21 protein-coding genes and 1 pseudogene are annotated in these 21,788 nt (G+C 71.5%); 12 read left to right on the forward strand and 10 right to left on the reverse strand.

The genetic code is table 11. The features are described 5' to 3' along the window. Positions 1 to 218: 218 nt before the first annotated feature. The 3 genes from AB0E85_RS33825 to AB0E85_RS33835 all read left to right on the forward strand — a co-directional run bounded on the left by AB0E85_RS33825 (position 219) and on the right by AB0E85_RS33835 (position 1,539). A complete protein-coding gene (locus AB0E85_RS33825; protein WP_361935477.1) occupies positions 219 to 416 on the forward strand; it encodes a hypothetical protein in 198 nt (65 codons plus the stop codon). A gap of 187 nt (positions 417 to 603) precedes the next feature. Continuing rightward, positions 604 to 1,122 carry a hypothetical protein gene (locus AB0E85_RS33830; protein ID WP_361935480.1) on the forward strand — a complete coding sequence of 173 codons (519 nt, stop codon included), beginning with the start codon at positions 604 to 606 and terminating at the stop codon, positions 1,120 to 1,122. 66 nt (positions 1,123 to 1,188) lie between these two features. Continuing rightward, positions 1,189 to 1,539, forward strand: a complete 351-nt coding sequence (locus AB0E85_RS33835) for a hypothetical protein (protein ID WP_361935482.1) — start codon at positions 1,189 to 1,191, stop codon at positions 1,537 to 1,539. A 170-nt stretch (positions 1,540 to 1,709) separates the two neighbouring features. On the opposite strand, the gene AB0E85_RS33840 is transcribed toward AB0E85_RS33835, so the two are convergent. After that, a complete protein-coding gene (locus AB0E85_RS33840) occupies positions 1,710 to 3,632 on the reverse strand; it encodes a protein-arginine deiminase domain-containing protein (RefSeq protein ID WP_361935542.1) in 1,923 nt (640 codons plus the stop codon). Positions 3,633 to 3,792: 160 nt separating this feature from the next. Beyond that, on the reverse strand, positions 3,793 to 4,215 hold the full coding sequence (locus tag AB0E85_RS33845) for a DUF350 domain-containing protein (protein ID WP_107458967.1): 423 nt from the start codon (positions 4,213 to 4,215) through the stop codon (positions 3,793 to 3,795). 148 nt (positions 4,216 to 4,363) lie between these two features. Here AB0E85_RS33845 and AB0E85_RS33850 point away from each other — a divergent pair, with 148 nt between their 5' ends. Next, positions 4,364 to 5,056 (forward strand): 2-phosphosulfolactate phosphatase, encoded by a 693-nt coding sequence (locus tag AB0E85_RS33850; RefSeq protein WP_361935485.1) that lies wholly within the window; start codon positions 4,364 to 4,366, stop codon positions 5,054 to 5,056. Positions 5,057 to 5,240: 184 nt separating this feature from the next. Beyond that, positions 5,241 to 6,311 (forward strand): enoyl-CoA hydratase/isomerase family protein, encoded by a 1,071-nt coding sequence (locus tag AB0E85_RS33855; RefSeq protein ID WP_361935488.1) that lies wholly within the window; start codon positions 5,241 to 5,243, stop codon positions 6,309 to 6,311. Positions 6,312 to 6,399: 88 nt separating this feature from the next. Here AB0E85_RS33855 and AB0E85_RS33860 read toward each other — a convergent pair whose 3' ends face one another. The 5 genes from AB0E85_RS33860 to AB0E85_RS33880 form a co-directional block, all read right to left on the reverse strand. Next, positions 6,400 to 7,440: a vWA domain-containing protein gene (locus tag AB0E85_RS33860; RefSeq protein WP_361935491.1), complete on the reverse strand. Its 1,041-nt coding sequence runs from the start codon at positions 7,438 to 7,440 to the stop codon at positions 6,400 to 6,402. 224 nt (positions 7,441 to 7,664) lie between these two features. Further along, positions 7,665 to 8,036, reverse strand: a complete 372-nt coding sequence (locus AB0E85_RS33865; RefSeq protein WP_361935494.1) for a DUF6234 family protein — start codon at positions 8,034 to 8,036, stop codon at positions 7,665 to 7,667. 138 nt (positions 8,037 to 8,174) lie between these two features. Continuing rightward, positions 8,175 to 9,410 (reverse strand): SpoIIE family protein phosphatase, encoded by a 1,236-nt coding sequence (locus AB0E85_RS33870; protein WP_361935497.1) that lies wholly within the window; start codon positions 9,408 to 9,410, stop codon positions 8,175 to 8,177. Between the two features lie 33 nt (positions 9,411 to 9,443). Then, a complete protein-coding gene (locus AB0E85_RS33875) occupies positions 9,444 to 10,364 on the reverse strand; it encodes a universal stress protein (protein WP_361935499.1) in 921 nt (306 codons plus the stop codon). 87 nt (positions 10,365 to 10,451) lie between these two features. Beyond that, positions 10,452 to 11,912, reverse strand: a complete 1,461-nt coding sequence (locus tag AB0E85_RS33880) for an aldehyde dehydrogenase family protein (protein ID WP_361935502.1) — start codon at positions 11,910 to 11,912, stop codon at positions 10,452 to 10,454. 210 nt (positions 11,913 to 12,122) lie between these two features. Between AB0E85_RS33880 and AB0E85_RS33885 the strand changes: the two genes are divergently transcribed. Together AB0E85_RS33885 and AB0E85_RS33890 are read left to right on the forward strand one after the other, a co-directional pair. Next, positions 12,123 to 14,549 (forward strand): SpoIIE family protein phosphatase, encoded by a 2,427-nt coding sequence (locus AB0E85_RS33885; RefSeq protein WP_361935506.1) that lies wholly within the window; start codon positions 12,123 to 12,125, stop codon positions 14,547 to 14,549. A gap of 95 nt (positions 14,550 to 14,644) precedes the next feature. Beyond that, a complete protein-coding gene (locus AB0E85_RS33890; RefSeq protein WP_361935509.1) occupies positions 14,645 to 15,133 on the forward strand; it encodes a VOC family protein in 489 nt (162 codons plus the stop codon). Here the strand turns inward: AB0E85_RS33890 and AB0E85_RS33895 are convergent. Then, positions 15,124 to 15,921 carry an alpha/beta hydrolase gene (locus AB0E85_RS33895; RefSeq protein WP_361935512.1) on the reverse strand — a complete coding sequence of 266 codons (798 nt, stop codon included), beginning with the start codon at positions 15,919 to 15,921 and terminating at the stop codon, positions 15,124 to 15,126. The two genes, AB0E85_RS33890 and AB0E85_RS33895, sit on opposite strands and share 10 nt — an antisense overlap. 188 nt (positions 15,922 to 16,109) lie before the next feature. Here AB0E85_RS33895 and AB0E85_RS33900 point away from each other — a divergent pair, with 188 nt between their 5' ends. From AB0E85_RS33900 to AB0E85_RS33910, 3 genes and pseudogenes are all read left to right on the forward strand, one after another. Next, positions 16,110 to 16,943, forward strand: coding sequence for an NAD(P)H-binding protein (locus AB0E85_RS33900; RefSeq protein ID WP_361935515.1), 834 nt, complete (start codon positions 16,110 to 16,112; stop codon positions 16,941 to 16,943). A 40-nt stretch (positions 16,944 to 16,983) separates the two neighbouring features. Continuing rightward, positions 16,984 to 17,616 (forward strand): HAD-IA family hydrolase, encoded by a 633-nt coding sequence (locus AB0E85_RS33905; RefSeq protein WP_361935518.1) that lies wholly within the window; start codon positions 16,984 to 16,986, stop codon positions 17,614 to 17,616. A gap of 70 nt (positions 17,617 to 17,686) precedes the next feature. Then, a pseudogene (locus AB0E85_RS33910) lies at positions 17,687 to 17,799 on the forward strand (LLM class flavin-dependent oxidoreductase); the annotation flags it as partial. Positions 17,800 to 17,818: 19 nt separating this feature from the next. Here the strand turns inward: AB0E85_RS33910 and AB0E85_RS33915 are convergent. After that, positions 17,819 to 19,114 carry an MFS transporter gene (locus tag AB0E85_RS33915; protein ID WP_361935521.1) on the reverse strand — a complete coding sequence of 432 codons (1,296 nt, stop codon included), beginning with the start codon at positions 19,112 to 19,114 and terminating at the stop codon, positions 17,819 to 17,821. A 31-nt stretch (positions 19,115 to 19,145) separates the two neighbouring features. On the opposite strand from AB0E85_RS33915, the gene AB0E85_RS33920 reads away from it, so the two are divergent. Beyond that, positions 19,146 to 19,457 carry a hypothetical protein gene (locus AB0E85_RS33920; RefSeq protein WP_361935524.1) on the forward strand — a complete coding sequence of 104 codons (312 nt, stop codon included), beginning with the start codon at positions 19,146 to 19,148 and terminating at the stop codon, positions 19,455 to 19,457. A gap of 65 nt (positions 19,458 to 19,522) precedes the next feature. Here AB0E85_RS33920 and AB0E85_RS33925 read toward each other — a convergent pair whose 3' ends face one another. Further along, a complete protein-coding gene (locus AB0E85_RS33925) occupies positions 19,523 to 20,722 on the reverse strand; it encodes a hypothetical protein (protein ID WP_361935527.1) in 1,200 nt (399 codons plus the stop codon). Between the two features lie 85 nt (positions 20,723 to 20,807). Here AB0E85_RS33925 and AB0E85_RS33930 point away from each other — a divergent pair. Further along, positions 20,808 to 21,788: ABC transporter substrate-binding protein (locus AB0E85_RS33930; RefSeq protein ID WP_361935530.1), on the forward strand; the 981-nt coding region annotated here is incomplete at its 3' end.

A 21,788-nucleotide genomic window follows, 5' to 3' on the forward strand; every position in this document is an offset into this window, starting at 1 on the left:
AGACGTCACACGGCCAATCAGGAGTTGCCCGGCCGGGTGGCCGTGCGCCCGGAAGGGTGCGCGAGATCGTTGCGGGCGAAGCCGCCGGTGCCGTCTGTCGGAGCATCTCCGTGGCCGAATGCCGCGTCCGCGTCGCCGCCCGCCCGGCCTTACTACGCCGTGGTGTTCACCGCCGGCCGTACGGCAGGCGACAACGGCCGCGCGGAGCCGAACGAGCGATGCTGAAACGCGCTGCCGACCAGCCGGGATTCCCCGGTGGCGACTCCGCCCGCGGGGCGGACGGCCCGGGTGTCACGATGTCGTACCGGAGGGAGGGGGAGTCGACCGAGGCGTGGCGGAATCACGCCGAGCACACCCCGGCCCGTGAGCGCGGACGCGAGCACCGGTACGCCTCGTTCGCGCTGCGCGGGGCCTAGGCCCAGGGGGTCTACGGGTTCTGCCCGCGGAGCTGTGGCTCCACCACCCCGAGGCAGCGGCGTTACCGGTCCGGGGCGACGGCGGGAGGCATGCTGGTGGCCGTGACCGGCGTAAGCACTGCGCGGGTGCCATGACGACCGAGCGGGGACGACGGACCCGCGTCCCGGGACAGGTGAGGGGCATCAGGTGGCGGACGACCGGCGAGCGGATGTGCCGCCCGGAACGGAGGCCGCCGTACTGGCGGACCGTCTCAAGGAACGGATCTACGCGACCATCACGATGATCGCCGTCGTGGTCGGACTGTCCCTCGGTGACGTGGGTCCCCTGGGCGCCGTCGCCACGGTCGTGACGACCGCGCTGGGGTTGTGGCTCGCGGCGTTCGTCGCCGACCAGCAGGCCCACCGCACGGTCCACCGTCACCTTGCCACCGGCCGCGAGCTGCGCCGCATGCTGTACGTCAGCAGCCCGCTGCTGTCCTGCGCCCTGGGTCCGGCCGTGCTCATCGCCTTGGCCGCGCTGGACGTCCTGTCCCTGCACGCCGCGCTGCTGACGGCGGCGGGAGTGGGCGTCCTCTCCCTCTTCCTGTGGGGCTGTCTGGGCGGGCTGCGCATGGGAGGCGGCGTCCTGGCGGCGTCGGTGGCGGGCCTCGCGGACGCGGCGATCGGTGTGGCGGTCGCCCTGGTGAAGGCGGCCGCCGGGCACTGATCCGGCGCAGGCCGGCTGATGCCGGCGAGCCGGATCCCGTGGAGGCGGGCCCGGTAGGGTGCCCGCATGTCTTCCGCACTTGTCGTGGGTTACGACCCTCAGGCGATACCGGGTGTCGACGGGGAGGCCCTGCGTGCTGCTCTCGACGCGGAGCTGGCCCGGTTCGGCGAGCACGGCATCGAAGCCGCCATGACGCTGATCGCGTTCGACGCGGCAGCCGAGCCCACCCTCATCGCGTCGCTGGCCGGCCACCCGTGGGACGTCGTGGTCGTCGGCGGTGGAATCCGCAAGGCCGAGCCGCTGCTGCCGCTCTTCGAGCAGGTCGTCAACCTGATTCGCCGCCATGCGCCGCAGGCCGCCATCGCGTTCAACACCAGCGGCGGTGACAGCGTCGAGGCGGCACAACGGTGGCTGTGACGGCCGCCACCGTCACAGCCGGTGCCGCTGCGAGGCGCCGGGGCCTCCTGCGGGGCGGCGAGCAGGCGCAAGCCCCGGATGCGAGCGAACCCGGCCCGTTCCTCGCCCGGCGCCCGTCACGGACCAGCGGTACGACGGGCCCCGCAGCCGCAGCCGAACCACCCCCCCGTCTACGCCCCGTTGCGGTTCGCCACCGGACGCTGCCACCATGCGGCCGTCGCGTCGCGCAGGGTGTTGGTGCCGCAGTGCACCTCACCCATGCCGAGGTGGTACGTGTACCAGTCGTCGATGTACGAGACCTTCAGCCCGACCCGCTGGTAGGCGGCGGTGACGGCTTCCGTGAAGATGTCCTTGCCGCCGATGACGGGCCCCCACTGGCGGGGCGCGAGGTAGCGGTCACGCCCCAGGAGCACGCCGTTGACCGCACCGGGGACGTAGGCGCTGGTCGTCACCGTCGCCGGAGCCGCAGCGCCAGAGGCGGGATTCTCGGCTAGCCACTTCTGCTGGCCCTGCTCCCGGAGGCTGTCCACGAGGTCGGAACCGGCGCCCATGCGCGTCAGACGCGGCACGGGAACCTCTTGTCCGTCGGCGGTCAGAGCCTCCGAGTCACGGGTGTAGAGGGCGGGCACCCGCACGATCTCCTCGTCGGTGACCCCCGTCTCGCGCTTGAGGATCTCCAGGTTGGCCGCGATGCGACGCGCCGCCATCTCGTTGTCCGCCACCAGGTGACGGGAGGCGAGGGCCTGGTCGATGGTCTCCTTGGGCGCCGGAGTGCCACTGCGTCCCGGCACGGAGAACATCTTCGTCCTGCCGTGGCCGTCGCGCTCGGCGTCGCGCAGCAGTTGCAGCCCCGCCTTCGGGTCGGCGATGCCGATGCGCCAGCCGCGCGGGGTGTCGGCGGGCAGGAACTGCACGAACTCGTCGACGTGGCCCACGCCCAGCCAGGAGGTGTCCAGCAGCAGCGGGTTCTGCAACCCCTGCGCCGTGAGCATCGTCCGCATCACCTTCGACGGGCGCGCCCCGCTGTCCTTGCGCTCGCCCATGATGATCCGCCCGGCCGGGAAGGAGCGTCCGCCGTGAGCGTAGGGCGGGATGGTCTCCAGATTGCCCATGGAGTTCAGCGACCAGTCGTCGGGCTCCGCCTCGTCGGTCACCTGCACGACACCGATGTCCCGGCCGCGCATCCTCTCGAACAGCTCCCGGCCCGCATCCCGGTTCGGCTGGGCGGAACGCAGCATCACGCGCATCACCTGCCGCTGGCCGCCCGGCCCGGTCATGCTGACGTAGGCCGGTTCGACGAAGTCCTGGGCCCAGCGGTCGGCGTACATCTCGAAGGTGATCAGAGGCGTCGTGACCCCGGCCTTCTTGACCTCCTTGTCGAGGGCGGCGACGAACTCCCGCTGGAGACGGCTGTCCGGCCCGTCGCCCTGGACCTTGGACACCATCACCTGCTGGGTGTTCTGAAGGTGGTGCTGCGTCAGCAGCGGCGCGACGCGCAGGGTCACGGCGTCGGACGTCGACTTCCGTCCGGACGTCACCGTCAGCCGGACCACCGCACGGCCGTCCCACTTCGCGGTGTCGCGGACGACGTCGGTGGCCTCGACACCGAACTCCACACCGGAGCGCAACTCGGCGGCCGTCAGCCGGGTCGCGGACGTCGCGGGGATCCACTTTCCGGCCCGCTCGAGGAAGAGGTGGGCGTGCTTGCCGCCCGTGGCGATCTTCAGACGGCCCGTGGCGTCCGCGGGGAGGCCGGGCTGGGGCACGGAACGGACCCGGGCGAGGTCGGCCGCGTCCTCGGTGCCGTTGACCTTCGTGTCGGAGCCGTCGTTGCACGCGGCCAGCTTGGCGTCGGACAGCGGCTCGCCATCGGGCGCGGTCACCGGGCACCGCTTGGCGTCGTCATCGATGTTGGGCAGGAACACGGCTCCGCGGTCGACGGACCAGCCGTCCTCACCCCGGTTGTCGCTGCCGCCGGTGACGTCGACCCGCCCGTCGCGGTTCACATCCGCCCGCAGATCGGCGCGCATGCCCGTCCCCGCGGCGAACGCGGAGCCGGCCGGCCCCGCCAGCACGGATCCGGCGGCAGCCATGGCCAGGACCACCGACCCGGCCGGGTACAGGCGCGAACGTATACGTCTGGGTGAACGCACGGCACGTTCCTCTCAGTTGGGGGGGGCTTTCTCCGCCCTACAAGAGGTGGAACAGTGCCTGTGCGTTCACTGTGCGTCGGGAGTTGCCTCGCCTGGCGGTTCAGGCGATGGACGCCGCGATGACGGCGGACACGGCGAGGTTGCACGAGGCCGTCACCCAGACCGCGGGATGAGGCTCCGTCTCGACCAGCGTCGCGCCCAGGCGGCCCGGGGTGACCAGGTCCACCAGCAGGAACGCCAGCGCCATCATCACCAGTCCCAGCAGCCCGAACGCCGCGGTCGAGACCAGGCCCTTGCCGAAGTCCTCGTACGTCGTCCATATCGACGTGAACACGATGCCGCCGATGCCGAGCAGCGCGGAGCTGAGGACCGTGGCCGCGTTGCGGTTGCGCTGTTCCCAGATCTGCCGCCCGAGCTTTCCAGGCGTCAGCACGTCGACCAGGACGATGCCGAGGAGCAACAGGACCAGCCCCAGACCGCCGTATGCGGTGGCCCGCCCGAGTCCGTTGACGATGTCGCTCATGGGATTGCCAACTCCGAAGCGTAGAGATCAAGGAGAGGCAAAATGTAGCGCACAGGTGCAGCCCGCTGACCGGCGCCCGGTCATCCGTGACGCCCGCCTGTTCGCCGCTGCCTGGCGGCACGGGAAGGGCATGCGCGATCATGACCCGATGGAGACTCGGTTCCTCGGCATCCCGGAGCTCACCGAAACCCCGTCCGTGGCCGTCGTGGTCGACGTCATGCGTGCTTACACGGTGGCTGCCTGGGCCTTCGCCCGAGGGGCGGAGAAGATCGTGCTCGCGGAGTCGCTGGACGACGCCCTGGCGCTCAAGGCCCGGCACCCCGACTGGGTGGCGCTCAAGGACGGTCCGCCCGCGCCCGGGTTCGACGCCGTCAACTCACCGGGGCTGCTGCGCTCCGCCGACCTCGCCGGGCGGACCGTCGTGCAGAAGACGACGGCGGGGACGGTCGGCGCCCTCGCGGTCAGGGAGGCGTCGCTGGTGCTGTGCGCCGGCTTCGTGGTGGCGGAGGCCACGGCCCGGGTCCTGCGGACGCGCGCGTGCGACCGCGTCACGTTCGTGGTCACCGGCGAGGGCGGGCAGGCCGACGAAGACCTGGCGTGCGCCCAGTACATCGCCCTGAGGGCCACCGAGGCCGGGACGGAGGCAGCCGACTTCCTCCGGCGCGCCGGTGAATCGCGTGCCGCCGTGGAGCTGGCGGACGGTGTGCGGCAGGGCGTCCACCCCGACGACGTCGCGCTCTGCCTCGAGCTCGACCGGTTCCCCTTCGCCATGGTGGCGACCTCGGAAGACTCCCTCATGGTCCTCCGCCCCTCGATGCACAACGCCGGGCCCGGCCGGTGACGAGGCGGCTCGCGGGCCGGAGGTGGGGACCCCCTGCCATGCCCGGTCGCCAGGGCACCGTAGGGTCCGCGGTGGCGAGGTGATCCGGCGCCGGCAGCGGCGGACGAAGGGGCCTGAACGTGATGGGAAAGGAAGCGACAGTCATGCGCGTCATCGTGGCTCAGGACCTGGAGGAGGAGTTCCGGTGAGCGGAGCCGACGAATCCGAACCCGTCCTCTTCCACACCAGCGGGCGTGCCGCCCACATCACGCTCAACCGGCCTCGGGCCCTCAACGCCCTGACGCACACCATGGTCCGCCGCATCGACGAGGCCCTCACCGAGTGGGCACGGGACCCCGCGGTGGAGACCGTCGTCATCACCGGCGCGGGGGAGCGGGGCCTCTGCGCCGGCGGCGACATCCGCGCCATCCACGACGACGCCCGCGACGGCGACGGCACGGCCTCCGCCGCGTTCTGGCGCGACGAATACCGCCTCAACGCCCGCATCGCCCGATACCCCAAACCGTACGTCGCCGTGATGGACGGCATCGTGATGGGGGGCGGCGTCGGCGTCTCGGCGCACGGCAGCGTCCGTGTCGTCACCGAGCGGTCCCGGGTCGCCATGCCGGAGACCGGCATCGGCTTCGTGCCGGACGTGGGCGGCACCCGGCTGCTCGCCCTGGCTCCCGGGGAGTCGGGCACGCATCTCGCCCTGACGGGCGCTCAGATCGGTGCCGGGGATGCGCTGTTGTGCGGACTGGCGGACCACTGCGTGCCGGCGTCCTCACTGCCGGAGTTCCTCGAGGCCCTGGCCCGACTGCCCGTGGAGGAGGCCCTGGAACGCCATGTGCGGACACCCCCGCAGGGCGTCCTGGCCGCCCAGAGCGACTGGATCGACGACTGCTACGCCGCCGACACCGTCGAGGAGATCGTGCGCCGGCTGCTCGCGCACGGCGACCCCGCCGCCAAAGAGGCAGCGGAGACCCTGCTCGCCAGGTCGCCGACCGCCCTCAAGGTCACCCTTGCCTCCCTTCGCCGCGCCCTGAAGCTCGGGCCGCTGGAACTGGTTCTGAACCAGGAGTACCGCGTCTCCTGTGCCGCCCTGGACCTGCCCGACCTGGTGGAGGGAATCCGCGCCCAGGTCGTCGACAAGGACCGCCGGCCGCGCTGGTCGCCGCAGAACCTGGACGAGGTCACCGACTCCGACGTCGAGCGCTTCTTCACCCCTCTCGGCGAACGCGAACTCGGCCTCTCACCGCTGACGCATCGAAGCTGACGCACTGAAGGGCGTCGACTGCGCCCCGAGGTGGGGGTGCCCGGGGCGGCTTCGCACCCCCGGGCACCCCCAGCCTCTTCACGGTGTGTCAGAGCATGAGCAGCAGTCGCGTGTGGGGCACGAGCTTCCGGTTGACGCTGGTGCTCTGCACGAAGATCGTGAAGTGGTCATTGTGGTCCGGCTTGACCCGGGCTTCCGCGTCGGGCAGGCCGAGCAGGCTTCGCGCAGCGGGCCCCGTGTACACGCGGTCCGTCTTCTTCTCCAGCACCGCGATCTGCTTCTGCGCCTGGATCTTCTCCGACTTGCTCAGTTGGTAGAACGCCGCACCGGTCCGGTAGGTGTGCCCGCATTCGATGACCCACTCCCTGATGGCCGCGTCGCGGGCCACCGGTATCAGCTGGTACTTCGACGGATCGACGGGCGTGAGGCCGGCCGCCTTGATGGTGTCCCGGTTGACCGCTTCGGCGCCGGTGGAGAACACCGCGCGCGATCCGCGGATGCCCTGGGTGCGGCCCATCATGAAGTTCTCGGTGGCCTGCCGGATGACCTGCCCGGCCTCCTCCAGACCCTGCGTGCTCGTGGCGTCCCAGATGGCGATGTTGTCCTTGGGGAATCCGCACTGCATGGCCTCGCGCTTGCCCATCTGGTCGGGCACCAGTACGGCCAGCGTCCAGTTGTCCTGCTGCGTCTCGATCATCCGGGCCACGGCCTGGACCAGTTCCCGGGGATCCCCGGCCGGGGAATCCGGGCAGCGGTGACTCGCGTTCTCCTGTCCGTCGGTCAGCACGAACGTCAGGAAACTGTGGTCGCCGTACAGCTGGGCCGTCTGAGCCAGCTCGTGCTGTGACTTCAGCGCGGCCGCGAGGAGGGCCGTCATGCCGCCCGTCCGGTACAGCTGCTTCAGCGACGGCATGCGCAGCACGTCCTTGTCGTAGATGACGCACTGCACCTTGTCGGCGAAGACGTACACCGTGACGCGGGTTTCCTGGTCCAGTTCCTTGGACCGGCGGGCCAGGTACGCGATCTGCTGATCGGCCACTTCGACGACCTTGTGGCTCAGGTGCGACATGGACGAGCTGGCATCGAGCACAAGAGCAACGTGATTGATGTAGTTCTGGCTTCCGGACATCACAACTCCCCCTTGTTCCGGTGTCCCGGTTGGATGCATCCACCTTCTCACCCACCACTGACAATCGATCTTGGTTCGGGTGCGGGGCGGTCAGGCGTGGGATCCGCGTCCGGGGGTATCCGCTTGCCGCTGGACGGGGAAGGGCTGCGACACCTGGGGAGGTCGGAGCAGCCCTTCCCCTGCCTCGGCGCGGGGGGCATCGCAAGATGCGGAGAGCGCCGGCGTCACGACAGCAGCATGCGCGTCCATGCGACGGCCAGGACGAGGCACGCGAGGGTGAACAGGCCCTGCACGACGGCGGTGACGGGCATCCTCAGACGGGCGTGCACATAGGCGCCGGCTGCCGCCAGCACCGGACCGCCCCAGATGACGAGCCAGGTGACAGCCGGAGTGTCTCGGGTGTGCGGGGTGGGGGAGGAGCGCGGTGACGGCGCGGTTCCCATACCGACCGCGAAGAGGAGCAGCCCGGCGACGCCGACGATGACGGCGTCCGCCACCAGGAGCAACAGGGCGACGGCGACGTCGGTCAGCCGGGAGGGGCGCTCGCGCGAGGACGGCGTCGAGGAGTCCTGGTCATCCGTGGACGGTGAGGCCATGCCCCGACTGCACCACGGAATGGCGTGTTCAGGACCGTCCCGGACCGTGGAGGAACCCGAATGTGACCATCGGTCACCCCGACCGACCAGGACCGCCCAGCACCACGAGCCGCACGGCGGGCCGGCACCCGCACCGGACTACAGGCGGATCACGATCAGGGCGATGTCGTCCGGGGCACCTTCGGTGACGTCGAGGCGGGCCAGCAGACCGTCGGCCAGCTGGTCGGGCAGCAGAGCGCGGTCCGCCCCCAGAGCCGTCGTCAGCCGGGCCAGACCGGCGTCGATGTCCTCGTCCCGCCGTTCGATGAGCCCGTCGGTGTAGAGCACGAGGGTGTCGCCCGGCGCGTAGGTGAGGCCGGCCTGGGGGCGGGGGACATGGTGCTCCCGTGCGCCGAGTGGCGGGTCGGTGGCTCGGTCGAGCAGCTCGCACGTTCCGTCCCGGTGCAGCAGAACGGGCGGTGGGTGCCCGGCGTTGCTGTAGATGATCAGTCTGCTGCGGGTGTCGATGAGCACCTTGACCGCCGTCGCCGCCATCGCACCGTCCACCGACCTGGCGTACAGACCGAGGACCTCCAGCGCTTGCGCGGGGCTGGGGATGGCCCGGATGACGGCGCTCAGGGCGCTGCGCAACATGCCCATGACCGCCGCCGCGTGCAGTCCGTGGCCGACGACGTCCCCGACGGCCGCGGCATAGCGGTCGGGCGGCAGGTCGACGACGTCGTACCAGTCACCGCAGACGTTCAAGGAGGTCGTCGCCGGCAGGTACCGCACGGCGATGTTGTCGTGGCGGTTCAGATCGGGTGCGGAGAGCATGGCCTCCTGGAGCGTGACAGCGACCTGCCGCTCCCGGGCGTGGGCCTGGAGCAGCTCCCGGTTCAGCCGGTGCAGTTCGTCGGTGCGCGCGTACAGCTCGGCGGCCAGGCCCTTCTCCCGCGTGGTGAACTCCTCTCCGAGCTGTCCGGCCCGGCCCGAGTGGAAGAACGCGGTGACGTCCTCGGCCCGCTGCACGATCCACTTCACCGCGCCGTCCGGCCCCGGAAGCGGAGTGTGGATCTTCGACCACCACCGCTCCTCGAACCCGTCCGGCCGGCCGGGGGCGGGGATGTCGTAGCGCTGGAGCACCAGCACGTCCGGCTTCCCGGTGTCCAGGGCCCGGGACAAGGACGTCTTCACGTTCCGTTGCGCGTCGTCGGGGGAGCCGGGACGCGGCGGCAGGGCGTCGAAGTAGTGCTTTCCGATAAGGTCGCCGCTCACCCGGCCGGTCGTCCGCAGGTAGGCCGGGTTGACGTAGCGGATCACCAGGCCCGTGTCCAGAACCAGATACGGGCTCGGCGTGGTCTCGAAGAAGGCCGTGAAGTCGATGTCCACCGTCATCACGCGCTCGCGGGCGCCGCTTCCAGTTGCAGTCTACGGGTGATCCCCTTCACCGCCTTCCGGCGTCGCGGGGCCCTTGCCCCGGTGACGAACCACCGCTACGGGACAGTGCGCATGGTGCAGGACGGCCTGGCTGACCGAGCCCAGCAGCAGGCCGGTGAAGCCGCCCCGGCCCCGCGCTCCGACGACGAGCAGCTGCGCGCCCGCGCTCGCTTCGACGAGGGTGTGCCGTACCCGGCCGGTCACCGGCTTTCGCAGCACCGCTACGTCCGGGTGGCTCTCCTCCGGACCGGTGAGCGCCGCGTCGAGGACGCGCTCGGCGTGCTCCCGCAGATGCGTCTCGTCATAGGTCACGAAGGGAGGATCGGCCGGACCGTCGTAGACATCCGAACTCCCTGTCCGGCACACGTGCAGCGCCGTGAGGTCCGCGCCGCGCAGGGCCGCCTCGGCGAAGGCGAAACGTACGGCTTCCTCGGAGGCGGGTGAGTCGTCGACCGCCAGCAGGACGGGGCCCGCCGGGTCGGTGCGCCCCCGCACCACCAGCACGGGGCAGCGGCCGTGTGCCGCGAGGTGCCCGGACACGGAGCCCAGCAGCAGACTGCCGAAGGCGCCCAGGCCCCGGCTGCCGACCACCACGACAGACGCCGTGCGGGAGGCGATCTCCAGCACCACCAGAGGCTCGCCCACGGTGACGTCACGGGTGATGCCGACCTGGGGCGCCACGGCTCGGGCCCGCCGTTCGGCTGCCATCAGTGTGCCGTCGAGCAGCTCCCGCACTCCTGCCCCGGCCGGATTCCACGCGGGCCCGCCGGCCGGGAGATGCGAGGACGACCGTCCGAAGGCATGCACGAGCCGCAGCTCCGCACCACGGATCGCGGCCTCATGGCCGGCCACCCCGACCGCGTCCAGACTCGACGGCGAACCGTCGACTCCCACCACCACCGGCTTCGTCATGGCGGCACTCCTTCCTCGTGGAGGGACCCCGGGTCGTTCCCTCGCGGACGACCGGCGGACGTGCCGTGTGGCGGAGCGCGCCCGGTGTCACGACGGTCCCGGTGCCGTCATCCACCGCCACTGGGTGAACTGCTCCAGGCTGGCCGTGCCGCCGATGCGGGAACCGTTGCCGGAGACGCCCATGCCTCCGAAGGGGGCGTTCGCCGCGTCCTTGGCGCAGACGTCGTTGATGTGGACCATGCCGGTGCGCAGCCGCTGCGCGACGGCGGTCGCCCTCGGGACCGAGCCGGAGTGCACGGCGGCCGCCAGACCGTACGCGGTGTCGTTGGCGATCTCGACGGCCTCCGCCTCGCTGCGGAAGGGCAGGACAGGGGCGACGGGGCCGAAGATCTCCTCCGTGTACGCGGGCATGGCCCGGCCGACGTGGTCCAGGACGGTGGGCGGGTAGAACAATCCGTCGCGGCGGCCGCCCGTGAGCACCCGCGCCCCGGCGGCCACACTCTCGTCGACAATGCGTTCGATCCTGGCGGCTTGCCGCCCGCTGATGACCGGCCCGATGCCGACACCCTCCTCGCGGGGGTCGCCGACCCGCATGGCCAGCGCGTGCCTGACCAGCGCGTCGGTGTACGCCTCGACCAGGTCGGTGTGGACCAGGTGACGGCCGGCGGCCACACACGCCTGCCCCTGGTATCCGAAGGCGCTCACCGCTCCTGCGAAGGCGGCCGCCTCCACGTCGGCGTCCTCCAGCACGACGAGCGAGTTCTTGCCGCCGAGCTCCAGCAGGACCCGTTTCAGTCCCTCACCCGCCACACGGGCCACGGCGCGCCCGGCCGCCGTGGAGCCGGTGAAGGCGACCATGGCGACGTGGGGGTCCGCCGCGACCGCCTGCCCCGTCTCGGCGCCGCCCGGCAGGACGTGCAGCACCCCGTCGGGCAGGCCGGCGTCCTCGAAGAGCCGGGCGACGAGGACGCCCCCGGACACCGGCGTGAGCGGGTCGGGTTTGAGCAGTGCGGTGTTGCCCAGGGCGAGCGCGGGTGCCAGCGCGCGCAGGGCGAACAGGAGCGGAGCGTTCCAGGGATTGATGACGCCGACGACGCCGAGCGGCACCCGCCACGCCAGGCTCGTGCCACCGGGCGCCTGCGGCTCCAGAACCTCACCCCGAGGCTGCGAGGCGAGCCCGACGGCATGGGTCAGCTGGGCGAGGGCGGCGGCGATCTCGTAGTCGCCCTTCGCGGGGACGCCGCCCGACTCCCGGACGATCCACTCACGGAAGGTGTCGCTGCGTTCCCGCAGGGCGCCGGACGCCCTCAGCAGCACCTCGGCACGATCAGCGGGAGCAGCCGCGGCCCACTCCCCGGCGGCCCCGGCGGCCCGTGTGCCGGCCCGGGCGACGTCCGCGGGCGACGCGATGCCGACCTCGGCCAGCGTGTCCCCGGTGGCCGGTTCGATCACCTGACGGGTGCCGCCCTCGGACTCCCGCCAGCCCGAGCTGAAGATCTTTCCGGCCCACTCGGCCCGGTCCGGCCACCTCTCGCCGATGACAGACATGAGTGCCACCCTCCGTCCGGGACCGTGCCGCCGCCCTGCCGTGAGGACCGCCGGCCTGCCACGAGGCCCGCCATCCTGCCATGAGGACCTGTTCGCGCACATCTGTCACGCTTGATGTCTAGTGTCGTAAAAAGTGAAGGTGCGGCGCACCTCGGGTTCCGGGCGCTCCCCGGCAGAAGGCCCCAGGCGGGAGTGAGGCGGGATGAGGTCATGATCGGATCCGCGTCCGCCCGGGACGGGGGCCCGTCGGGCGGCGGCTCGCGGGAACGGGTCGACGAGGCGGCCACGGCCAGGGCCGTCGTCGATGGTCGCGGTGTGGTGACCGCGTGGAACGAAGGAGCCCGGAGGCTGCTCGGGTACCGGGCCCCGGAGGTGATCGGCAAGAGCGCGGCCCGGCTTCTCGCGGACACCGCTCACCCTCCCGTACCGGATGCGCCGACCGGCCTGCGCAGGTGGAGCGGGACCGCCACGCTGCTGCACCGGGACGGCCGCCGGCTCACGGTGGGACTGCTGGCCCACCGCCGGGAGAACGACCAAGGCGAGGACTGGCTCCTGGTGTCCCCGGTGACCCGGCCGGCACCTGCGCCGCAGCGCGACGCGTTCCTGCGGCGCAGCTTCGCCCAGGCTCCCTACACCATGGCCCTGTACGACACCGGCCTGCGGTTGCGCTGGGCGAACCGGGACATGGAACGTGTGATGGGCTTGTCCGAGGCGGAGATGCGCGGTCTCCGGGTGACGGAGATCGTCCTCGACCCGGAGAGCGAGCGGACCGAGGAGGGCATGCGCACCGCGCTGCGGACCGGTCGCCCCCAGGAGCTCGGAGCCGCGCTGCACCTCGCCGGCCATGAGCGGGAGAGCGTGTGGTCGGTCTCCCTGGTGCCCGTGCGCGACTCCGGCGGACGACCCGAAGGCGTCCTGCTGTCGGCGCACGACGTGACGGAGCAGTACCTCGCCCGGCAGCGGCTGGTCCTGGTCGACGACGCCAGCCTGCGCATCGGCAGCACTCTGGACCTGCCCCGTACCGCCCAGGAACTCGCCGACGTGGCCGTCCCCCGGTTCGCGGACTTCGTCACGGTCGATCTCCTGCCCTCGATCGAAGGGGGCGAGGACCCGCCGCAGGGCCCGCCGCACGGACCGGTGATGATGCGCCGGGTCGCCTCCCGGTCGGTGCTGGAGGGCTGCCCCGAAGCCGTGGTGCCGCACGGGACGGTGGCGAACTACCCGGAGCGTTCCACGGCGGCCCGCTGTCTGGCGGAAGGGCGACCGGTCATCGAGCACATCACCCCCGCCGCACTGGCGGACCTGGACCGGACAGCCCCACAACGGGCCGCACGCATGCGGCAGTTCGGATTCCACTCGGTCCTGGCGGTACCCATGCGCGCACGTGGTCTCACCCTGGGAGTGGCAACGTTCTCCCGCCACCGACGGCCCCAGCGCTTCGAGCAGGACGACCTGCTGCTGGGGCAGGAGATCACCGCCCGCGCCGCCGTGTGCATCGACAACGCCCGGCGCTACACGCGCGAGCGTGACACCTCGCTCACCCTGCAGAACAGCCTGCTGCCGCAACAGCTGCCCGAGCAGGCGGCCCTGGACGTCGCCTCCCGCTATCTGCCCGCCAGTGCCCGGGCCGGTGTGGGCGGCGACTGGTTCGACGTCATACCGCTCTCCGGTGCCCGGGTCGCCCTGGTCGTCGGTGATGTCGTGGGTCACGGCATCCAGGCCTCGGCGACCATGGGACGGCTGCGCACCGCCGTACGCACCCTGGCGGATGTCGACCTGCCTCCCGACGAGTTGCTGACCCACCTCGACGACCTCGTCAACCGCCTGGCCGGCGGGGGAGACACCATGGCACCGCTCGACGGCGACATCGGCGCCACCTGTCTCTACGCCGTGTACGACCCGGTCTCCCGGCACTGCACCGCCGCGCGGGCCGGCCACCCCGTGCCCGCCCTCGTGACCCCCGACGGCACCGTCGCGTTCCTCGACGTCCCGGCGGGGCCACCTCTCGGCCTGGGCGGCCTGCCCTTCGAATCGACCGAGCTGGAGCTCGCCGAGGGCAGCCTCCTCGTCCTGTACACGGACGGACTCGTGGAGAACCGCAGCCGTGACATCGACGAGGGGATCACCGCCATGCGCGAGGTGCTGGGACGGCCCGCTCCTGATCTGGAGGCCACCTGTGACGACCTGCTGAGCACCCTCCTCGCGGACCGCCCCTCCGACGACGTGGCGCTCCTCGTGGCGAGGACGCGGGCCCTCGACGCGTCCCACGTGGCGACCTGGCCGGTGTCGCCGGACCCGGCCGTGGTCGCCGAGATGCGCAAAGCCGCCTGCCGGCAACTGTCCGAGTGGGGCCTGGACGAGGCCGCCTTCGTCACCGAGCTGGTCGTCAGCGAACTGGTGACCAACGCCCTCCGGTACGGCCGCCCTCCCGTCGAGCTGCGACTGATCTACGACCGCACCCTCATCTGCGAAGTCTCCGACGGCAGCACCACCGCCCCCCACCTGCGCCGGGCCCGCACCTTCGACGAAGGCGGACGTGGGCTGCTGCTCGTCGCCCAGCTCACCCAGGGCTGGGGCACCCGCCAGATACCCAACGGCAAGATCATCTGGGCGGAGCAGGCACTTCCCGCCGGATGAGACGCCGCGCCTGCGTCCGAAGGGTTCTAGGACAGGATCCGACCTACAGCCCCCGTAGCTTCGGGAGGAGCAGCACACACTCGGGAGGACAGCGGATGACCGTACAACCGATCCCGGACGGCTACCACACCGTCACGCCCTGGATCATCTCGCGCGACACGGCCGGGCTGATCGACTATCTGAAGGAGGCGTTCGGCGCGGAGGAGATCGCGCGGGTCGTCGGGGAGGACGGCCGGATCGGCCACGCGGAGGTGCGGATCGGCGACTCGGTCGTCATGCCCTTCGACGCGCCACCGGACTGGCCGCCGACGCCCGCTTTCCTGCGCCTCTACGTCGAGGACGCCGACGCCGCGCACCGCAGGGCCGTCGCGGCCGGCGGCACGTCGGTGACCGAGGTGACGCATCTCTTCTTCGGCGACCGCATCGGGCGGGTGCGCGACCCGCTGGGCAACCTGTGGTGGCTCCAGACGCGGGTGGAGGACGTCAGCCCGGAGGAGATGGAACGCCGCCTGGGCGACCCGAAGTGGACCGAGGCGATGGCGTACGTGCAGGGCGCCGACTTCTTCCCGGAGGCTCACGGATGACGCAGGAACTCCCGGAACACCTGCCGCAGGACCTCGGGGCGCTCCAGGTGCAGGTCGTGCCCCGCGTCGGGGACGCTCAAGGCCACCGTCTCCGGGCGCTGTCGCAGCATCGCCTCCGTCTCGTGCGGGGGGACGATGCCGGACCGGCCCAGGACGAGCAGCGTCGGGCACGTGATGCCCGCCCACTCGTCCCAGTAGGAACGCCGGGCGTTCTCGCTCAGCGCTTCGACCATCACGTCACGGTCGAAGCGCGGCCACCAGCCCCCGTCGCGCTCCTCCAGCCCGCCCGCCCAGCCTTCGCCGACCGCGCCGCCCCCGAAGAACTCCACGGCGGCGCGGCGCGAGGGGAACGGTGTCGGCCACGCGTCGAGCATCGCGCCGATCTCGGCCGGCACGTCCGGATCGGCGCGGCCCGGGCCCGCCTCGACGAGGACGAGCCCGCGCAGCAGGCCGGGGTGCGCCGAGGCGGTGAGCAGGGCGGTGTGCCCGCCCAGTGACTGACCTGCCAGCACCGGCCGGTGCAGGCCGAGTTGTCCGATGACGGCGACGGTGTCGGCGACGTACGCGGCGCGCGAGACGTCGCGCGGCCGGCGTTGGCTCGCGCCGTGCCCGCGCTGGTCGACGGCGACGACCCGGTAGCGAGGGCTGAGGGCCGCGGCGAGGGTGTCCCATTCGCCCGCGTGGCCGGCCAGCCCGTGCAGCAGCACGACCGGGGGCCCCGACCCGCCCCAGTCGCGGCAGGAGATGCGGACACCCTCGCGTACCACGGTGCGCTCGGTCCACGTCATGCCGGTTGGTCCTCCCCGTCCCGCACTCTTCGACCTCTCTCGGTCAACTTATGCGGGACGCGGGCGGGGTGGGGCCGAATGAGCTGCTGCGAGGTGAGATCCCCGCTGGACGCTTCTCCTTGACCTCAAGTCCGATTGAGCTCCTAGCGTGTCCCGAAACCGATCGCTGACGACGGGAGAACGTGCTCATGATCCTCGTGACCGGAGCCACCGGACATATCGGCAGCGCGCTGCTGCGGGAGTTGCAGGCATGCGGTGCGGGGCCGGTGAGAGCGTTCACCCGAGACGCTTCACGGGCCGCGTTCCCCGAGGAAGTCGAGGCGGTGGAGGGGGACTTCGCGGAGGTGGAGACGTTGAGGCCCGCCCTGGACGGGGTGCGCGCGCTGTTCCTCCTGTCGCGTACGGGCCCGGACGCGGACATCCTCGCGGCGGCCCGGCAGGCGGGTGTGGAGCACGTGGTGCTGGTGTCGTCCATCACCGTCCAGACCCATCCGCACCTGGGCCCGGCCGGTGAGAACCTGGCGGTCGAACGGCTGCTCAAGGACAGCGGCATGGCCTGGACGATCCTGCGGCCGACGCAGTTCGCCTCGAACGCCTTGATGTGGGCCGGGACGATTCGCGACCGCGCGGCGGTCCGCGCGCCGTACGCGGACACCGGGCTGCCCACGATCCACCCCGCGGACATCGCTTCGGTGGCGCGCGCCGCGCTGACCGAACCGGGCCACCGGGGGCGGACGTACGCCCTGACGGGGCCGGAGCCGGTGTCCGCCCGGCAGCAGGCCGAGGCCATCGCGGCAGTGCTGGGGCGGGACGTCCCGTTCATCGAGATCAGCCGGAAGGAGGCTCGTGGCCCCATGGCCGCGGTCTTCGGGGAGGAGGCCGCGGACGCTGTGCTCGATGTCATGGGCGGAGACGTCAAGGACGAACTGCTCGCGGTGCGCGACACGGTGGCGCAGGTCACCGGTTCCCCCGCCAGGCCGTTCCGGCAGTGGGCCGCGGAGAACGCCCACAGCTTCCGTTGAGCCGGCCGTCCGGTGAAAGTCCCCGTGCTATTCAGGGGACATGACGCTGATCAACACCTCTGGCAGGCCGTTCGACGCGGTGCTGTGCGACCTCGACAACGTGATCCGGTTCTATGACCTGACGCGACTGGCGAGGCTGGAACGGCTGGCCGGACTGGCCGAGGGAACCACCACGAAAGTGGCCTATGCGCCGGAGATCGACCTGCCGCTGCTCCTCGGAAAGATCGGCAAGGAGGAGTGGGTGGAGGCCATCGTGCGGGGTCTCGCCGGTGAGGTCTCGGAGCCTCAGGCCCGTGAGCTGGGAACAGCGCTGGCCGACGCGCCTTTCCGGGCTGACGACGTGGTGGTCACGATGCTTCGCCGGATACGGGAACACATGCCGCTCGTCCTGGTGACCAACGCGACCCTGGAGCTGGAGAGCGACCTCGCGTCCCTGGGGCTGTCCGACCTCGCGCACCACGTCGTCAGCAGCGCCCGGGTCAAAGTGGCCAAGCCCGACCGCGAGATCTACGAGATCGCCGCCGAGCGGGCGGAGACCGCAGTCGAGCGATGCCTCTTCGTCGACGACCGGCTGGAGAACATCGAGGCCGCCGTCGCGCTGGGCATGACGGGTGTGCACTACCGCGCGCCGGAGGACCTGCGCAAGGTGCTGGCTCTCGCACTCGGCGACTGAGGCGGCGAGCCGCCTGGAGAACCGGTGGGCCGGCCTCTGTGCGGCGCAGCACCGGCGGCGGTTCCTCGGTGTGCTGCACCGGCATCACCTGGGGCATCCCTTCGGGGACCCTGGATGCTGTCGACGGCGGCCGTACTGGCGACCTCACGCATCCGGCTGGGCACCTTGCTGACTCCCGTCCCCGTTGGCCTCCTGCTCGGAATCAGCCCTTGGCCTCCGCCTGTTGGGGCTTGTGGACCTGCGGAAGATCCCGCAGGCGGCGCATCGGGCTCAGGGCGAGGATGAGCCACGACGGCGCGACGACACCCGTCATGATCCACATGGCCGGCCGGTGTCCGACGGCGTCACCGAGCACGCCGCCCAGCAGAGATCCGAGCGGGACGGTGCTGTGGTTGATCATCATGGCGGTCGCCACCACCCGGCCGAGCAGGTGCGGTGGGCAGTAGGTCTGCCGGAAGGTGCCGAGCACGATGTTGGCCACGGAGATGCCGAGCCCCACGAGGAAGGATCCCGTCGCGAACAGCAGCAGTCCCGGCCCCGCCGTGGTCATCGGCAGCAGCAGCACGAACGGTGAGGTGGTGAGCTGAAGGAGGAGCAGCCCCCGCGCCGTGCCGAACCGTCGGCTGAGGCGGGTGGCCACCAGCGCACCGACGATGCCGCCGGCGCTGCCGCTGGTGAGCAGCAGCCCGACCATGCCCGGCTCCAGTCCGACGGTGCGGATCAGGAACACGACCTGGACCGCCTGGTAGCCCATCAGCGCCAGGTTGATCACGGCGCCCCAGGTGACCATCGGCCGCAGATACCGGTCCCGGGCCACGAAGCGGAGCCCTTCCGCGATCTGCCGCCGAAGGGAGGCGCGTTCCGTGTCGGAACCCGGGTCCGGCTCGACGACGCCGATCCGCCGCAGGCAGACAGCGGAGACCAGGAACGTCACGGCGTCGGCCACGAGCGCGGTGACCGCGCCGAGTGCCTGGGCGAGGAGTCCCGCCACCCCGGGCCCGGCGACCTGGGTGGCGGCAGCGCTGCCCTGCAACGTGGCGTTGCCCTCCAGGAGGTCGCGGGCGTCGAGCACGATGCGGATGTACGAGTGGTAGGCGGTGTCGAAGCACACCGCCGCCGTGCCGCAGACCAACGCGACGACGACCAGTTGCTGAAAGGTCAGCGCGTCGAGCCAGGCCGCCGCCGGTACGCTCACCAGGACCGCGGCGGCTACCAGGTCACACGCGATCATCAGGGGGCGTTTGCGCCTGCGGTCCACCCATGCCCCCACCGGGAGACCCACGAGCAGCCACGGCAGCCACACCGCCGCCGTGAGCAGGCCGACGGCGGTGGAGCCCGCGTCCAGCCCGACGACCGCGATCAACGGCAAGGCCACCACGGTGACGCTGTTGCCCAGGCCACTCACGGTCTCGCCCACCCAGAGCAGGCGGAAGTCCGGTCGGCTGAAGACTCCCCAGCGCGATCTGGGCCTGACGGACGTGTCATTCCTCGGGTTCACCGGAGGCATCATGCCGTGATGGGATGACTCCATGCGCCCTGAGCACTGTGCTACCGGCAACCACATCGAGGTGTGGCAGAGGCGAGTGCTGCCGTCGGGTGCGGAACGGGTCACGCTCCCGCTGGTGATGCGTGGTTCGCTCGTGCCGGTCCTGGTCTGGGCCTGCATCGCCTGCTTCGTGTACTTCGTCTACAGCCCTGTCGCGGTGATCGTGCTGGGTGGGCTCTTCGCGGTCGCGTTCGTCGTGGGGTTCGGCCTCCGGCGGAGGGCACGCCACTCCGTTCGGTGCAGCGTCTACGGTGCGCTGGGCGGAGTGCTCGACAAGTCCATGGCCGGTTTCTGAGGTGAAGAGCGCTCCAAGGCGCCTGCACACGGGGGCCATCGGCGCGTCGGCGTGCACGGCGGCGGTCACCGGCCCACGGGATCGCCCTCGGCGCCGTCGGTCCGGTCGCGCAGGGTCATGTGGCCGCCGTGATGCAGCGGTGTGCTCAGCCGCGGGCGGGCCGCCTCGTGGCCCGTCCGCGCGTCGACGATGTGGACTTCACCGTGACCGCCGCGGGTGACGGCGACCCAGTCGGAGCCGGGTGACGCGGCCACGGCCCGGCGCTGGACGCCTTCCCACGGGGTGCCGCCGCGACGCGGAGCGCCGTCCATCACGGGCAGGGGCGAGCGGCGGACGATGCCGTCGGCGCCGAGGAGGAGCAGTTCGTCGCCCTCGGGGTGGACGCGGGTGAACGCGGTGTGGTTCCGGGCGAGCGCCAGCCGGAAGACCAGTCCGGGGCCGAGTTCCGTGAGGGACGTGCGACCGGTCTCCAGATCGTGGTGCCAGGCCTGATTGGTCCACTCCGGCCACCGCAGCGGGTCGGGAGCGCCGCCGCGCAGTGTGCTCCACAACGCCGCGCGCCGGGTGTCGAGGCGCAGGTACCAGCCCCGGGCGGGTGCCTCCCACGGGATCACGGCCTCGGCCAGGAGCGTGTCGCCCTTCCTCCGGGCCCGGTGCACACCCTCGCCGGTGGCCACGAACAGATGCCCCGAGCCCGGGGCTTGGGCGTCGCCGTGGCCGTCGTCGGGCAGCGGCAGGAGCGCGTGGGGCGGGACCACGGGGCAGCCGGGCGGGGCCGCGAGGAGATCCGCGAACCGGTGTACGGCCAGCGCCCCGGGTTCCCGGTGCCGCAGCACGACCAGCGGGTCGCCGCCGCCCAGCACGGTCACGCCCGGCTCGCCGACCCGGGTGCGTACGCGTGCGGTCTCGTCGGTGGCCAGGTCGACGACCGTCAGCAGGTCCGACCACGGCTCGGTGTTCTTGCCCAGGCCGGTGGTCACGGCCAGCCGGCGCCCTGCCGGGTCGCAGGCGAGGTGCTCGGCCGGCACGGCGACCGGGACCGCGCGCTCCACGAGCTGCTCGCCGTAGGGGTCGAGGACCAGAAGTTCCCCCCGGCGGTCGTCGACACAGGCCACGCGCCCTCCGGGCAGGGCCAGGAACCCGGCGTGCTCGGAGAGATGACGGCCGGTGAGGCGTTCGGTGACGGTGCCGTCCGGCACGGTCAGCACATGGACGGATCCGGCCACGTGGTCGGAGACGAGCAGGACGGGCGTGGCAGTGGTCATGGGTCCTCCGAAAGACTGTCTCGTGAAAACGATTATCATGTATGTTCGGTGAGTTCCCGGCACCTGAGAAGAAGCGAGGGCATCGATGCTGCGCTCCCCGTCGAGATTCGTCCGCAGCTGGATCACCGCAGCGTTGGTGGGTTCCGTGCTGGCCGGCTGCGGCTCGTCGCCCGACGAGCCCGCGAGTGACGAGGCCAAGCCCGCGGCGAGGACCGAGGTCACGGTCGAACCCATCAAGGCGTCCACGGACGTGACCGACACGAACGGCGTCAAGGTCTCCGTCAAGAAGGAACCCGAGCGCATCGTCTGCCTGTTCGCGCTGTGCGACGACATCCTGACCGAACTGGGCATCGTCCCGACGGCCACCAACAGCGCACTGCTCTCCCACCCCGGCTTCCTGGGGGAGGCGAAGGCCAAGGAGGTCGACGTCATCCCCGGGGGATTCATCGCCCCGGAGGTGGAGGCGATCCTCTCCCACAAGCCCGACCTGGTCATCGGGCTGGGGGACACCCACGGCAAGCTCGCCCCGGCCTTGAAGGGCGCCACCACCTTCTGGCCCATGCAGCCCGAGACCTGGGAGGACAGCGTCGGCTACCTGCGCGACGTCGCCGCCCTGACCGGTCGCACCGCCGAGGGCGAGAAGGCCGAGAAGACCTTCCGCACCAAGCTCGCCGAGGCCGAGAAGACGCCGAGTGACAAGACCGCGCTCATCATCTACGGCAGTGACGAGAACTTCGGCGTCGCCACCCCGGAGGCCGACGTCGCCGCGAGCCTGTTCCCGAAGATCGCCCGGTACCCGTGGAAGTCCCGTGGCGTCGAGGGCAGTTACAGCCTGGAGGAGATCCTCGCCCGGAACGTCGACGTGCTGTTCGTCGAGACGATGAGCTTCGGCGACGCGGACGGCAAGCTCTCGGAGAAGCTGGCCGAGAATCCCCTCTGGAGCAAGATCCCGGCCGTGAAGAACGGCGACGCCCACAGAGCAGCCCGACAGTTACCCAGCGTTACTAATCATGGTCATGCCAAGACTGGCGCCAGAGTCGCTCCGGAGTGGCATCCAGGCCGCGAG

Origin of the sequence: Streptomyces sp. NPDC029044, from assembly GCF_040637495.1 — a bacterium.
GTDB lineage: Bacteria > Actinomycetota > Actinomycetes > Streptomycetales > Streptomycetaceae > Streptomyces.